Genomic DNA, 14,816 nt, shown 5'->3' with positions numbered 1-14,816 from the left:
GAAAACAACGCCAATCCTAATTGATTGGCTTTGTTGTGTTAAGGTGGCTATAACCACTTAAATCGATAAAACAGCGCCATTTGCAGGGCGACGAGTGAGATTAATATGCCGCAGAAGGTGGCGAAGGCCCAAGTGTTGTCCGCGCCCGGTATCCCGCCAATATTGACCCCAAGTAAGCCTGTTAAAAAGCCCAACGGTAAGAAGATTGCTGACACTAAGGATAAGAAGTATAAGCGTTTGTTGAGTTGCTCCGACTGCTGACTGAGTAATTCTTCTTGAGTCACATTGGCTCTATCGCGCAGGGCATCGAGATCTTCAATGGTGCGGATAAGTTTATCGTTTGTTTCCCTTAGCTTGAGTCGCTCAGTATCTTTAAATAGGCTGAATTGCTCGGAAATCATTTTCGAGAATGCTTCGCGCTGTGGGGCTAAATAGCGGCGAATGGCTACAGTTTGACGGCGCAGTTCGGCGATATCGGTACGTAAATCTTTCACATTGCCTGAGACGACTAGTTCTTCTAAATCAGAGAGCTGTTCTTCCAATTTATCAATAAACTCGACTTTACGATTGGTCAGTCGCTCGCAGATTGCGACGATAAAGTCCCCCGTAGTTGTAGGCCCATTTCCCTCAAGGATCAACTCGGCGACATCTTTGACCGACTGTAACTCGCGATCGCAGGTGGAAATGATCCGCTGTTTATCGGCATAGATACGCACAGCCACCATGTCTTCGGGAGCAGAATTGGGGTTGAGGTTAACGCCGCGTAATGCGAGTAATATGCCTTCACCTGTAATCACAGCGCGGGGACGAGTGTCTTGGGCGAGTAGGGCATCACTTTCGACCTTAGGCAGACCGCTATTGAGTATCCAGTGGCGTGCCTTTTTATTGCGATAGCGAAGGTGTAACCAGAGTAGGCCATCCTGAGGATCCCATTTTTCGATCTGTTCTAGGCTCAAGGTGGAACCCGCTTGGGCGCCGCTGAGCACTAAACTGTAGATAAACCCTTCGTGCATATCGCATTCCATTTAACTTTCAAAATCATCCAAACAAACTAACTGATTTTGTCATGAAAATGAAGTCAGTACTTATGCTTAACGACATGAGAAAAACGTAAATTGACATAAATTTGATGTGCTGAGGGATGCAAGCAACTTAGCCAAGGATAGGTTAAAATTAGCATTAGTAGGCTTAGATCAAAGAGACAATAAAATGGAATACGAATTTCGGCGTAACAGTTTAACTGGCACTTTTTTGGCTAGCTTTAGCATGGATCATGAAGTGCTTGGGCAATGGTTTACGGAAGAATTAGGGACTGAGTTAGCTAAAATTCAGCAAGTGTTGGGTGTGATAAAAGAAATTCAAGCCGATAAACGAGGTTCATGGCGTCTTGTTGGTAATGATTTTACCTTAGAGTTAGAGCGTGAACAGGCCCGAGTCTTTGCCAATGCCTTAGGTTTTGAGCAAGAATATGAATTGGAAGAGGCTATGTCACTCTATGATGCTGAGTCAGAAGCTTATTGTGGCCTAGAGGATTTTGAGCTGGCGCTATTGAGTTGGCAGCAATTTATTGAGAAAGGTTTGTAATCATTTATTTAATCTCTATTTGATAAAAACATAAAGGCAATCATGGGATTGCCTTTATTGTTTTCGCGATACCAAGCTCATTTTCGTATCTTTAATTATTAAGGTAGCGCACCGCCATTTCGGTTCTCGATTTAGCATTGGCTTTACGCAGTAGGTTTTTCACGTGCACTTTAACTGTGCCCTCACTAATGTGTAAATGCTCTGAAATCATGCGATTACTTAAGCCTTCCGCCAGTTGCTGTAGAATTTGCAGCTCCCTTGGGGTTAGGCTCGAAATCCATTCTTGTTCATCGGTCGCATCTTTAAGTTCGTAAAGGTATTCTTCGACTTCATCGCTGATCACCCTGTGGCCAAGCATGGCATTTTTGAGTTTTTCGAGCAGCAAATCTGGCTCAGTATCTTTGAGCAAATAGCCGTCGGCTCCAGCACGAAGTAAACGGATAACATCCTGTTTTGCATCGGAAACGGTGAGAATTACTATGCGTGAGGTAACACCTTCTTGGCGCATGGCGTTGAGGGTATCTAGGCCTGTCATGCCTTTCATATTCAGATCGAGCAATATGATGTCGGGTTCATCGGTGACCACTGCGGTTAATGCGTCTAAACCACTACCGGCTTCGCCAAATAGGCTGAAGTCAGGATCTGAAGCGATGAGCTGGCAGATGCCTTTGCGCAAGAGGGGATGGTCATCGACCACCAGTACGGAATAAGGTTTACCCATTTGAAGGCTCCTGTTGAGATGGGAAAATAAGCGTCACTCTAGTGCCACTTGACCCTTTGCTGTGGTGCACAAGGTTTAATGGGCTGTTAGGTTTGAGTGCGTCGTCTTGTGCATTGCATCCTTGCTCAGTCGTGGTTGTCATAGCAGGTTTAAATTTCTTTAAATCATTGTCGCTGAACACGACTTTACCTGAAAGCTTACTGGCTCGTTCATGCATTATACCTATGCCAAAATGTTGATCTCGTTCTTTTAAATGTCCAATACCTATGCCGTTATCACAAACATCAATATTGACCATACCCTCGTCATCCTTATAGCAATGGATGTTAATGAGGCTGGCCTCAGCGTGTTTGATGGCGTTTAACGTCGCTTCTCGCGTGATCTGCAGTATGTGGATGTGTTGCTTTGCCTCTAGCCATTGTGGCGCAAGTTTATAGTCTAAGGTTATCTTTATATTCGTCTTTGTCCTGAGTTGCTCAAGCATAGCCTCTAAAGCACTTTTTAGATCGGGTTCTTTAATTGTGAGCCTAAAGGTGGATAGTAACTCCCTGAGCTGCACGTAGGCAGTGCTTACACCTTCGTTGATTTCGGTTAGCTGCGCCTCAACGATTGGACTGCGGCAACTGCAATCTAAGTTTTTGCGTAATAAGCTAATTTGGATTTTTAGGAAAGATAGCACTTGACCTAAAGAGTCGTGCAGCTCTCGGGCAATTACGCCACGTTCCTCCATTAGCGCCAGTTGCTGTCTTTGCTCTGTGGCATTGTGGATCACGATTGAGCGCGTCAGCATAATTGCGAAATTGTTAAACAAGGCGATATTGGGTGTTTGAGCGGCAATTAACTCTAAATAGCCTAAATTAGCCTGCTCAAATTGCAGTGGAAAACGGGTGCTCTCTTGAGTCATATCTGGCCAGCCGCCATCGGCCTCAATCACTTCAAGCTCTTGCTCGGGATACTGGATAATGAGTCTTAGGTAGTCGAGTGATTCATAGCCTTTTAACTGATTCAGCGCCGCCTTGAGCGCCTTATAATCGAGTTTATTCGCGTTTAATGTCAGTAGGTTATCATATAAGAATGCCAGCTCGTTGTTGGCCCTTGTCAGCGCTAAGGTTTTTTCTGCTACCTGCGATTCTAAGTTGCCATAAAGCGTCGCGAGTTCCTTCGCCGTTTTTTGTAGGGCATGGGTCAGCGCTGTAAGTTCAATGTATTCGGTCTCGGGCATTTCAATTTCAAAATTACCTTTAGAAATGGTATTCGCCGACTCCATCAGTTTTTGCAGTGGGATCACCACTTTCTTCTTTGTAAAACGCACGGCCACAAAAGCGATAATGAGCATGACGCCTAAGCCTAATATTTGGCTGGCGGCAAGGAGCCTGAGTTTAAAGGCGGCGTAGTGCTCCATCTCTAGCACCAGTAAATCTATGGTATCAACAAAGTCCTTCAGTGAGGCGACATAATCGCGGGAGTTTTCTTGTTCTATGTAGTGTTTCATCACCAGCCATTTATCGATGACAAGCTGATATTGAGCGGCAATTTCTGGCGGACTAAACCAACTTTCCGAGGGCTTTAACGTGTCGGAATAGAGCGTATTTTCGAATTCGGTGATTTTATCCTGCGCAGCATCGCTGCCTGAGTTGGCGTAAAACATTAACCGATAGCTTTGCATCCTCAGCGACCCTGAGGCATTAATCGCCTTGGCGTCGCCTAAGCTGTAGGACAAATTGATGATAGCAAAAGTCGATAAACTACTAGAGAGCAGAATAAGTACTAACATTAATCCTAAGATTTTTGAGGTTAGACTACCTCGTTTCATTAATCCGCTGTTCATTTTGATGGCCGCTGTTATGGCACTTTGCAGTGGTTTTTACATTAGAAAATAATGTAATACATTAACAAAAGTATAGAAATGTGAACAACAACACCTTTACATTTTGATCTAGCGCAAACTTCAACCTAGATACCCCCTAAGAGGTATATTTTTAGCAGGGTTAAATCACTAAGTTTGACCATGGAGATGTCGTGATTTACAACAATAATGCAACACGGAGATGAGATGATGAAGAAGATGACAGGTAAGTCCTTTGCACTGAGTGCACTGGTTGCCGCCAGCTTCATGGCTGCGGGCGCAATGGCGAGTGATAAAACAGAGCCTCGCAACGAAGTTTATAAAGATAAATTTAAGAATCAATACAGTAGCTGGCATGATACCGCTAAAAGTGAAGAACTAGTGGATGCACTTGCACAAGATCCTAATATGGTGATCTTATGGGCGGGTTATGGTTTTGCTAAAGATTATAATGCACCACGCGGCCACATGTATGCGGTAACTGACGTGCGCAACACGCTACGTACAGGTGCACCCGCTAATGCGGAAGATGGTCCTATGCCGATGGCATGTTGGAGCTGTAAGAGCCCTGACGTACCTCGCTTGATTGAAGAGCAAGGCGAAGATGGTTACTTCAAAGGTAAGTGGTCAAAGGGTGGCCCTGAAGTGACAAATACCATTGGTTGTGGTGATTGCCATGAAAAAAGCTCTCCAAAGTTACGTATTTCACGCCCTTATGCAGACCGTGCTTTTGAAGCTATAGGTACACCTTTTAGCAAAGCGTCTAAACAAGATAAAGAATCAATGGTATGTGCTCAGTGCCACGTTGAGTATTATTTTGAGAAAACTGACGACAAAAAGAATTTTGTTAAATTCCCTTGGGATATGGGTACAACAGTTGAAAAAATGGAAGTCTACTATGACTCAATCCAATTTTCTGATTGGACACACGCCCTTTCTAAGACACCAATGTTAAAAGCCCAGCATCCAGAGTATGAAACTTGGAAAATGGGTATTCACGGCATGAATAATGTAAGTTGCGTTGACTGTCACATGCCAAAAGTGACCAGTGCTGAAGGTAAGAAGTTTACTGATCATAAAGTGGGCAATCCATTCGACCGTTTTGAAGAAACCTGTGCAACTTGCCATAGCCAGACTAAAGAGTTTTTGGTTGGCGTGACTAATGAGCGTAAAGCCAAAGTTAAAGAAATGAAGTTGAAAGCGGAAGAGCAATTAGTCAAAGCACACTTTGAAGCAGAGGCTGCGTGGAAAGCTGGCGCCACTGAAGAAGAAATGAAACCCATACTGACAGATATCCGCCACTCACAATGGCGTTGGGATTTAGCGATTGCTTCCCATGGTGTTGCAGCTCACGCACCGGATGAAGCATTGCGTATTCTGGGAACTTCGGTAAGTAAAGCTGCTGATGCTCGTGTGAAGTTAGCGCAATTACTCGGTAAAAAAGGCATCACAGATCCTGTTGCGATTCCTGATATCTCTACCAAAGCTAAGGCACAAGCAGCATTAGGTATGGACATGGATAAAATGAATGCAGAGAAAGAAGCATTTAAGAAAGACATGTTACCTAAGTGGGATGAAGAAGCGAAAAAACGCGAAGCCACTTATAAGTAGGTTTTAATCAATCGCGGTTGAGTTTTCAATATGAGCTAACCCCTCATGCAAACAAAAGCCCTCGCTGACTCAGCGGGGGCTTTTTTATGGAAAAAATATCGAGTAATGTCAGGCGTTGATCATGCTGGCCGAGTGAATACCACGGGCTAAATCGCTATTTGATCAGTTTTAATAACGCCCTAAATCGCTCGCCTTGGGCTTGATGTTGTAATTCAAATAATAGCGATTCCACGTTAGTTAATAGGGCGCCCCTGGCCGTCATCATTTGGATCCCAAGTTGTTTATTCTCAGCACTGCGTGACGATACGCAATCGGCGACTAAATGCACCGAATATTGCTGCTCGATAAGGTCACAACAGGTTTGGTAAACACACACATGGGTTTCAATACCCGCGACTATGACGTGTTTGCGATTCGTCTTAGTTAATGCCTTTGCAAACGCGTCACAGTGCCAGCCGCTAAAATGCTGCTTAGCAATGGGTGAGCTGGTTTTCGCAAGTAAGGTTTGCAGCTCAGTGCTAGTTGCTCCGAGTTTATCGGGTAGTTGTTCTAACCACAGTATTGGAATTTCAAATAATTGTGCGCCTTGGATTAAGGTCTGTAGTTGTTGATGCAGCTTGTCACTGTTATCCATGATTTGTGCAAGTTTTCCTTGCACATCGACGATAACGAGAACACATTCTTCTGGTTTTAACATCGGGCCTTCCTTCTGCGCTTGATGATTGTCTTAGTGATGATCTTCGCTTTTGTCTAAGAGCTTGTGTTGTGATGCTCAGATTTCATCTCGATTTACGCTTCCCCCAGTAGACCCTAATTTAACCTTGTTACCAATAGGCCTAAGGTCGAATAGCTGTCGCACTTAAACTGCTCACTAAAAGAGTGCATCGCACCAGTTCGTGCTCGATTATGGTGCGTTTTTAACCTTAAAAAATAGTGTTAAACAATTTAAACCAATAATAATCAATAGATTAAATTGTTGGCCTAATGATTGAATTACCTTTGATACAAGTTAATAACAATCGCGTTTTTTTGGAGGTCAGGATGAAACTAGTCAGCGCTATCATCAAGCCGTTTAAGTTGGATGATGTCCGTGAAGCTATCGCCGGAATTGGTATTGAGGGCATGACGGTGACCGAAGTGAAAGGTTTTGGCCGTCAGAAAGGGCATACAGAGTTGTATCGCGGCGCCGAGTATCAGGTGGATTTTTTGCCAAAAGTAAAACTAGAAATTGCCACTAAGGCTGAAAATCTCGACATGTTGATTGAGGCGATTACCACTGCGGCCCATACGGGGAAAATTGGTGACGGTAAGATCTTCGTCGTTGATTTAGAACATGCTATCCGTATCCGTACGGGTGAACTTGATACTGAAGCGCTATAAGGGGCTGACAATGGAAGAATTAACGAAATTAGGCGGCACAGTCACTGAACTACGCTTTGCACTCGATACCTTTTACTTTTTGATTTCTGGTGCTTTAGTCATGTGGATGGCGGCGGGATTCGCTATGTTAGAAGCGGGTTTAGTTCGCTCTAAAAATACCACTGAAATTTTAACTAAGAACGTTGTGCTGTACGCGATTGCCTGTGTGATGTATCTGTTGGTTGGCTATAACATCATGTATGTGGATAACACTGAAGGTGGCTGGTTACCGTCAATTGGCACCTTAATTGGTTCGCAATCAGCAGATGCGAGCCATGCATTAGAATCTGACTTCTTCTTCCAAGTTGTATTTGTGGCAACGGCGATGTCAATTGTCTCTGGTGCTGTGGCGGAACGGATGAAGTTGTGGGCTTTCTTGTTCTTCTCTGTGGTGATGACAGCGGTTATCTATCCAGTAGAAGGTTATTGGACTTGGGGCCAAGGTTTTATCGCTAAACTGGGCTTTGTAGACTTTGCTGGTAGCGGTATTGTGCATATGACGGGGGCGACCGCGGCGATTGCTGGCGTGATATTGCTCGGTGCGCGTAAGGGTAAATACGGGCCTAATGGCCAAGTGAATCCTATTCCAGGCTCTAACTTGCCAATGGCAACCTTAGGTATGTTTATTCTGTGGATGGGCTGGTTTGGCTTTAACGGCGGATCGCAATTAATGGTGTCGGATGCGGCGAATGCAAGCTCAGTGGCGAAAGTGTTTGTGAATACCAATACTGCAGCGGCTTTTGGTGCTATCTCTGCGCTTATCGTGTGTAAGATGATTTGGGGTAAAGCGGATTTGACCATGATCCTTAACGGTATTTTGGCTGGATTAGTGGCGATTACGGCAGATCCTCTCTCGCCTTCATTGTTAATGGCGGGTGTGATTGGTTTAGTGGCGGGCGGCGTGGTGGTGTTCTCGATTGTGGGCTTAGATCGCATTAAGATCGACGATCCCGTCGGTGCGATTTCAGTACACGGTGTGGCTGGTTTCCTCGGCTTAATGTGTGTGCCATTATCCAATGCCAATGCAACTATTACCGGACAGTTGACGGGGGCAGCGATCATTTTCACTTGGGTGTTCTGCTCGTCATTTGCTGTCTGGTATGTGATTAAGATAACCATGGGGATCCGTGTGACTGAGGAAGAAGAATACAACGGTATGGATGCTTCTGACTGCGGTATTGATGCCTATCCTGAGTTTGTTACTGTCAAAAATGCGGGCTGATTAAACTTGAACATTAACGCGTGATTCACCTTGATGCTTAGCTTGGATCGAGGGATAGTGAAGCAGAGCCTAGGCTCTGCTTTTTTATGGGTAATCACTGTGATTGAAGTTTTAGCACAGGGTCATAAGCTTAATTACTGAGCAATTCTGTTTTCTTGCATAAATTAAGGAGTGTTCTATGAGCTTGAATATAAAAACAATAGGTCAATTTTCGCGACTAAGTCTTATCGTCATTTCTGGCTGGATATCGGTTTCTGCCTTTGCAGGAGAAGTGATCGTTAATCGCTCAAGTGAGCCTGTCGATGCCTTTGCCGTGCGTGATCAAGTGCTCAAGGATTTTGAATGGCAGGAGTCGCTTCGTCGCCAGCAGCAAATCCAAATTCTGCAGGCTTTACCCTCAGGTTGCGTTACGGTCATGAAACCCTATCGACATTTTACCTGTGGAGAGCATAACTATCGGCCGTATCTTTATCAGCAGCGTGAGTTATACATAGAAGTTGACCGACCTTCGCAATAGTTAATTCGTTAAATTATTTGCGATTATTTTCAATCGATCGCGATTATCATTTTTTTGTAACCATTTTATGTCGTCTTTTTCGCCATTTGTAATAAGCTCAAATAGGAGCTAATGGTGTGGGAGGACGTATGTCGAAACTATTCCGAGCCGTATACTTGAGTACGATCTTGAGCGTTGTATTCAGTCAATTGTTTGCTTGTAGCTCGACGACCATTGAGCCTAATCCGTCGGATCTTGAGTCGTTACTTGCCGATTCACTGTTTACCCCTGTGGCCGATATTCCTTCTGTTGCGGATATTTTTTATCTGCCACCCGAGGTCGTGACAGACGTAAAACGTCGCTATGGGATATACACTTTGTCACACAATAACAACATGTTAGCCAATGAATGGTTAGCTAGTTATATCAATGCGAGTCAAACCAATAGCGCTAACATTGATTTTCGATATAAAGATAATCTGACCCAAATTGCCCGTGAAACCTATGCCCAAAGGGCGGGTAATTGCATGTCTTTAGTGGTCATGACTTCTGCGTTAGCGGACATATTGAATGTGAGTGCTGAGTATCAAGATATTGCGATAGAACCGGTATGGGATAAGCAAGGTGATTTCTATTTAATCAATGGGCATGTGAATTTACGCTTACTTCCACCTGAAAACGCACATTCAGTTTATGTGTCATCTACCGCAGTTTTAGTGGACTTTATGCCAGAGCGAGCTCTACGGGGATACGGTAAAACCCAAGTGGATCGGCAGACCTTAATCAGCATGTTTTACAACAATATGGCGGCAGAGTCTTTAGTGAACGGTGATTTAGACAGGGCCTATGCCTTGATTAAAGTGGGTTTAAAAGTCGGCCAGTTTGTTCCTTCACTCAACACGCTCGCCATTATTTACCGGCATAAAGGTGATGAAAAGCGGGCCGAACAGGTTTATCGCTATGCACTCAAGTTTGATGCGAAAAATCTGACAACGCTTTATAACTTAGCCTTGATTTTAGGGGAGCTGGGGCGGCTTGATGAATGGGCCGAAATTAATAAAGTGCTTGAATTAGCGCGAATACGTAATCCCTATTATTACTATGACATGGGGCAGCAAGCCTATGATGAGCATCAATACGATGAAGCCTTGGCTTGGTATCAAAGGGCGTTGGCAAAAGCGGATTATCGTCATGAGTTCTTCTTCGGTTTATCTAAAACCTACTGGGCGCTGGGGGACGAAAAGCGTGCCAAACTGAATATGGATAAAGCCTTGGCTTTGAGCCGAGATGAGTCAGAGCGTCAACGCTATCAGAGCAAGTTACAAGTCATGTTACAGCATTAGCATTTGCCCGCTCTTTTCTATAGAGAGCTGGCCATCAATTAAGCTTATTACGGGTAAACATCTTTGCTTGCTAACATAGGGCGCCTAAATACACTTGCAGCAAATATGTTTATTCCTTTTTATCCGCCATATTCGATTTTGTTCATCAAGGCTGTGAGTTAGCTGGCATATTTGAATTTTGATTTTTTTTAAATATATTAAAACAATAAGTTATATTTGATTTTTTGAAATGGAGACAACTTGGTTGCATTGGCGCCTGAGACTCGATAAATTGAACTCAGTATTGCAGTTGAGATCCCTTATCGCAGCGATAGAAATAGCCTAAAACACCAGCGTTGGAGCAGTAAAATTATGTATTACCAAAATGATGATGTTCGCATTAAAGAAGTAAAAGAGTTACTTCCACCTATCGCGATTCTTGAACGATTTCCTGCTTCCGAAAAAGCCTCTGCGACTGTGTTTAATGCGCGTAATAGTATCCATAATATTCTGGCTAAGTCTGATGATCGTCTATTAGTGGTGATTGGGCCTTGTTCTATCCACGATCCCAAAGCTGCGTTGGAATATGGACAGCGTTTGGTCTCACTGCGTGAACGTTATAAAGATCAACTCGAAATTGTGATGCGAGTGTATTTTGAAAAACCAAGAACCACAGTGGGTTGGAAGGGGCTGATTAACGATCCTTACATGGATAACAGCTTTAAACTCAATGATGGTTTACGCACCGCCCGTAAATTATTAGTGGATTTGAACGACAGCGGTATGCCAACTGCGGGTGAGTTTCTTGACATGATCACCCCACAATATATGGCTGATTTAATGTGCTGGGGAGCCATTGGTGCCCGTACGACAGAATCTCAAGTACACAGAGAGTTAGCCTCGGGTCTTTCTTGTCCGGTCGGTTTTAAAAATGGTACTGATGGCACGATTAAAGTTGCTATTGATGCGATAGGTGCTGCCAATGCACCACACCATTTTTTATCTGTGACTAAGTTGGGCCATTCGGCGATCGTTTCGACTAAGGGCAATCCTGATTGCCACATTATTTTACGGGGTGGCCGCGAGCCCAATTATAGCGCGCCGCATGTCACTGAGATTAGCCAGCAATTGTTAAAAGCAAAGCTTGCCGACAACATCATGATCGACTTTAGCCATGCTAATAGTAGTAAAGAGTATCAACGTCAGTTAGTGGTTGCTGAAGATGTAGCTGGTCAAGTGGCGGCGGGAAATACTGCTATTTTTGGTGTTATGGTAGAAAGCCATTTAGTGGAAGGTCGTCAAGATCTTATTGAAGGTCAAGAGTTATGCTATGGGCAGAGTATTACCGATGCGTGTATTGGTTGGGATGATACCGAGCGTCTGTTAGCCATTTTGAACCAAAGCATTATCGAACGCCGTCAGGTTTAATTATCTGCTCGAGCGAACATAAACCGCAACTATACCTGAGTTAGCCGTTAACGATTGCGGGTTAAGTAAAAACAAAGGCGCTATCCCGGCGCCTTTGTTTTATCTATTTATTGCTTATTTCAACAATGTATTCATTTGCTTTGGCTAAGCTACCAAAGGCGGCAATAAGGTTGTTTCTACCTTTATCTTGTATCTCTGGATTGCCTGATTCGATCATCATCCACACCCAAGTTTGGATCAGTGGTAATGGCGGGTATTGAACTTTAGCGGAATCCAACATAAAGCTTCCTTTGATCTTAATTTAATTTGTTTGTCTTAATGTTCTCGCTAGAACTTGGGCGTATGAATCGCAAAATCTAGCGCGTAGAGGTTAACAAATTCTATTGATTTGTATAACCGCCTCCATGGCATTTTGGGCAAAACTGCAAAAATAATCAACAGCAGCAACTCTGTGCCAAGTCTTCTTCCATTGCACTCTTATCCTCCTACATACGGCTCTGAGGTTAAGTAAAACGGTACATGCCTGAACACAAATCAGTATAAATTCATTTATTGTGAATACGCCAGTGTAATGCGTAAGTATGATGTTTTGACTTTAAATGCAATCAAAATAGCAGCTGAGTATGTCGTGAATAAGTCTATTTGTCTGTCAGGAAAATCTGATTGATTTTATTCAGACTTTGCTAGTTTCGCTTAGCTTATGTTCGGTGTGAACTGTTACAATTGGCATAACTCATTCAAGGTTATGTCTTATGCGCCCAACGTTATATTTTGAAGGTCCAGTCGATAAATTAAACTGGCACGTCATGAAACTGCTTTGGCCTTACTTATTGGAATACAAAGGCCGTATTGCGTTGGCGATGTCATGCCTCATCATCGCTAAGCTGACCAGCGTGGCTCTGCCTTTTATTCTGAAGCATTTGGTCGACACCTTAGATGCCGATAAAACTGCGCAAGCCCTCAGTGTGCCCGTAGGATTAGTGTTGGCCTATGGCGCGGTACGTTTACTAACGGCGATTACGGGGGAGATCCGCGATACCTTGTTTGGCCGCGTAACCGAGCGGGCGATCCGCCGTTTAGGCTTAGCAGTATTCGACCATTTACACCGACTGGACCTCGACTTTCATCTAGAGCGCAAAACCGGCGGCCTATCCCGCGATATTGAACGCGGCACCAGCGGCGTGAGTTTCCTCATGCGTTTTATGGTGTTCAACATAGTGCCAACCTTGCTCGAAATTGTCATGGTGATCGGCATTTTCTTTTATAACTACGGCATTGCGTTTGCGGCTATCACTTTTGTTGCTGTGCTGGCTTATATTATTTTTTCTGTGGTCGCGACCGAATGGCGTACTGAGTATGTACGTGATGCGGCCAAGGCTGACTCGTTATCGAATACCCGCGCCATCGACAGCTTGCTGAACTATGAAACGGTGAAGTATTTTAATAATGAAAAGTATGAGTCGCAGCGCTATGACCAAGCGCTTGAACAGTGGGAAGTCGCCAAACGTAAAAACCGCTTATCTTTGTTTGCGCTCAATGGTGGACAAGCTGTCATTATCGCTTTGGCGATGACGGCTATGATGGCGTTGGCGGCATACAGAGTTACTTATGGCGATATGACCTTAGGTGATTTTGTGTTGATTAATGCGTTTATGATGCAGCTCTTTTTACCCCTTAACTTCTTAGGTTTTGTGTATCGCGAAATTCGCGGCGCGTTAGCCAATATTGAGCGCATGTTTAGCCTACTTGATAAACATCCTATGATAGTCGACTTACCCCAAGCACTCGATTTTCAACCCACTAAGGGTGAGTTGATATTTGAAAATGTTAATTTTAGCTACGATGAGCGGCAAATTCTGCGGGACGTGAGCTTTAAGGTTGAAGCCGGTAAAAAGGTGGCTGTTGTAGGTGATAGTGGTGCAGGTAAATCGACCCTGATTAAACTGCTATTTCGATTTTACGATGTGGACCAAGGTGCGATTAAAATCGATGGACAAGATATCCGCCATCTCACGCAAGATGCGCTGCGGCGTGCCATCGCTATCGTGCCGCAGGATACTGTGCTATTTAACGATTCATTAGTCGAAAATATACGTTATGGTCGCCCAAGCGCGACGGATGAAGAGGTGCGTAACGCGATAAAACTGGCGCACTTAGAGCAATTTATTGCATCACTTGCCCTTGGTTGGGACACAAAGGTGGGTGAGCGCGGCTTAAAACTCTCTGGCGGAGAAAAACAGCGGGTCGCGATAGCAAGGGCCATTTTGAAGGGCTCGCCAGTGCTGGTGTTTGATGAGGCGACATCTTCACTCGATAGTCGCTCCGAGCAAGCTATTTTGTCGGCACTGCGGGAAGTCGCTAAGGGGCACACTAGCCTAGTGGTGGCTCATAGGTTATCGACCATAGTCGATGCCGATCAAATAGTCGTATTAAGCCAAGGAGAAATAGTTGAGCAAGGTAATCATCAGACTTTGCTGTTGGCAAATGGTCTCTATGCCAAATTATGGCGGATACAAAATGAGCAACAACATACTCCTCTGAGCAGTTAATAGCGCAATACAGTTCAGTCTTTATTCAGCTTCGGCTCTCTATACTCAATGCCAACACATCAATCGGAAGAGATCTGGCATGGAAAATATTACACTGAGAGCTAATATTGAAGGCAAAGAAGAAAAAGTCGCCACTGATTGGTATGCCATCATGGCGACATTGAAAAAACGTGGTGTTGATTATGATTCATTGCAACGCATTCATGCTGAGTTGAACGCGGGCCTGTTGGTTACAACTCGGCGACTTACCTTGGCTAAAGTCAATCCAGAAATGGTGCTGGCAGGTGTGATCCGCGATATGAACGCGCCGACAAGTGACTTTATGGGTATGCGTTAGGTGTTCGCTAGTGCTTTAGTACAGTTTAGGTGTGTAGTGGTCAAGTAAAATTGGCCACGATTTTAGAGTCATTCCAATATAAACGTTCTGACTCATTTGGCGTTAACCCACCATTATATTGATGGGGTCTGGTCTCACTGTAATATCCAGTGATGTAATTTGTGATCTCTTTATCTGCTTCTGTAAAATTCCCATAACCATTGGCGGGTATCCACTCAGATTTCAAACTTCTAAAGAAACGCTCCATTGGTGCGTTATCCCAACAATTCCCGCGGCGACTC

Annotated in this window: 15 protein-coding genes; 9 read left to right on the top strand and 6 right to left on the bottom strand. The window is 44.2% G+C overall.

Annotated elements, in window-relative coordinates; all coding sequences use genetic code 11:
* Positions 1-47 precede the first annotated feature (47 nt).
* On the bottom strand, positions 48-1,013 hold the full coding sequence (locus tag L5L97_RS14340; RefSeq protein ID WP_131525184.1) for a zinc transporter ZntB: 966 nt from the start codon (positions 1,011-1,013) through the stop codon (positions 48-50).
* Between the two features lie 196 nt (positions 1,014-1,209).
* Here L5L97_RS14340 and L5L97_RS14335 point away from each other — a divergent pair, with 196 nt between their 5' ends.
* On the top strand, positions 1,210-1,584 hold the full coding sequence (locus L5L97_RS14335; RefSeq protein WP_263139714.1) for a YacL family protein: 375 nt from the start codon (positions 1,210-1,212) through the stop codon (positions 1,582-1,584).
* Between the two features lie 91 nt (positions 1,585-1,675).
* Here the strand turns inward: L5L97_RS14335 and L5L97_RS14330 are convergent, their stop codons facing one another.
* Both L5L97_RS14330 and narQ read right to left on the bottom strand, forming a co-directional pair.
* Complete coding sequence (locus L5L97_RS14330; protein ID WP_105250232.1) at positions 1,676-2,305, bottom strand: response regulator; 630 nt, start codon at positions 2,303-2,305, stop codon at positions 1,676-1,678.
* Positions 2,298-4,133: a nitrate/nitrite two-component system sensor histidine kinase NarQ gene (gene narQ / locus L5L97_RS14325; protein ID WP_263139712.1), complete on the bottom strand. Its 1,836-nt coding sequence runs from the start codon at positions 4,131-4,133 to the stop codon at positions 2,298-2,300. The genes L5L97_RS14330 and narQ overlap by 8 nt, the downstream gene beginning before the upstream one ends.
* Positions 4,134-4,358: 225 nt before the next feature.
* Between narQ and nrfA the strand changes: the two genes are divergently transcribed.
* On the top strand, positions 4,359-5,762 hold the full coding sequence (gene nrfA, locus L5L97_RS14320; protein WP_263139711.1) for an ammonia-forming nitrite reductase cytochrome c552 subunit: 1,404 nt from the start codon (positions 4,359-4,361) through the stop codon (positions 5,760-5,762).
* Positions 5,763-5,916: 154 nt separating this feature from the next.
* Here the strand turns inward: nrfA and L5L97_RS14315 are convergent, their stop codons facing one another.
* Positions 5,917-6,459 (bottom strand): hydrolase, encoded by a 543-nt coding sequence (locus tag L5L97_RS14315; RefSeq protein WP_263139709.1) that lies wholly within the window; start codon positions 6,457-6,459, stop codon positions 5,917-5,919.
* A 344-nt stretch (positions 6,460-6,803) separates the two neighbouring features.
* Between L5L97_RS14315 and L5L97_RS14310 the strand changes: the two genes are divergently transcribed.
* From L5L97_RS14310 to aroG, 5 genes are all read left to right on the top strand, one after another.
* Complete coding sequence (locus tag L5L97_RS14310; protein ID WP_028761800.1) at positions 6,804-7,142, top strand: P-II family nitrogen regulator; 339 nt, start codon at positions 6,804-6,806, stop codon at positions 7,140-7,142.
* A 10-nt stretch (positions 7,143-7,152) separates the two neighbouring features.
* On the top strand, positions 7,153-8,403 hold the full coding sequence (locus L5L97_RS14305; protein ID WP_028761801.1) for an ammonium transporter: 1,251 nt from the start codon (positions 7,153-7,155) through the stop codon (positions 8,401-8,403).
* 178 nt (positions 8,404-8,581) lie between these two features.
* The gene (locus tag L5L97_RS14300; protein WP_263182496.1) at positions 8,582-8,920 is read left to right on the top strand and encodes a hypothetical protein; all 339 of its coding nucleotides are present in this window, start codon (positions 8,582-8,584) and stop codon (positions 8,918-8,920) included.
* 128 nt (positions 8,921-9,048) lie between these two features.
* Entirely contained in the window at positions 9,049-10,242 is a 1,194-nt protein-coding gene (locus L5L97_RS14295) for a tetratricopeptide repeat protein (protein WP_263182493.1), read from the top strand.
* 351 nt (positions 10,243-10,593) lie between these two features.
* Positions 10,594-11,649, top strand: coding sequence for a 3-deoxy-7-phosphoheptulonate synthase AroG (gene aroG, locus L5L97_RS14290; RefSeq protein ID WP_131525191.1), 1,056 nt, complete (start codon positions 10,594-10,596; stop codon positions 11,647-11,649).
* 103 nt (positions 11,650-11,752) lie between these two features.
* On the opposite strand, the gene L5L97_RS14285 is transcribed toward aroG, so the two are convergent.
* Entirely contained in the window at positions 11,753-11,929 is a 177-nt protein-coding gene (locus L5L97_RS14285; RefSeq protein WP_105250227.1) for a hypothetical protein, read from the bottom strand.
* 472 nt (positions 11,930-12,401) lie between these two features.
* Here L5L97_RS14285 and L5L97_RS14280 point away from each other — a divergent pair, with 472 nt between their 5' ends.
* Positions 12,402-14,198 (top strand): ABCB family ABC transporter ATP-binding protein/permease, encoded by a 1,797-nt coding sequence (locus L5L97_RS14280; RefSeq protein WP_263182490.1) that lies wholly within the window; start codon positions 12,402-12,404, stop codon positions 14,196-14,198.
* A 79-nt stretch (positions 14,199-14,277) separates the two neighbouring features.
* Complete coding sequence (locus L5L97_RS14275; RefSeq protein WP_105250225.1) at positions 14,278-14,535, top strand: hypothetical protein; 258 nt, start codon at positions 14,278-14,280, stop codon at positions 14,533-14,535.
* A 40-nt stretch (positions 14,536-14,575) separates the two neighbouring features.
* Here L5L97_RS14275 and L5L97_RS14270 read toward each other — a convergent pair.
* Positions 14,576-14,816: integrase core domain-containing protein (locus L5L97_RS14270; RefSeq protein WP_263148716.1), on the bottom strand; the 241-nt coding region annotated here is incomplete at its 5' end.

The sequence above is a fragment of the Shewanella sp. SM71 genome (assembly GCF_025653905.1).
Taxonomy (GTDB): Bacteria; Pseudomonadota; Gammaproteobacteria; order Enterobacterales; family Shewanellaceae; genus Shewanella; species Shewanella oncorhynchi.
Note: the sequence above shows the minus strand (reverse complement) of the source record. Positions and strands in the feature narration are given on the sequence as shown.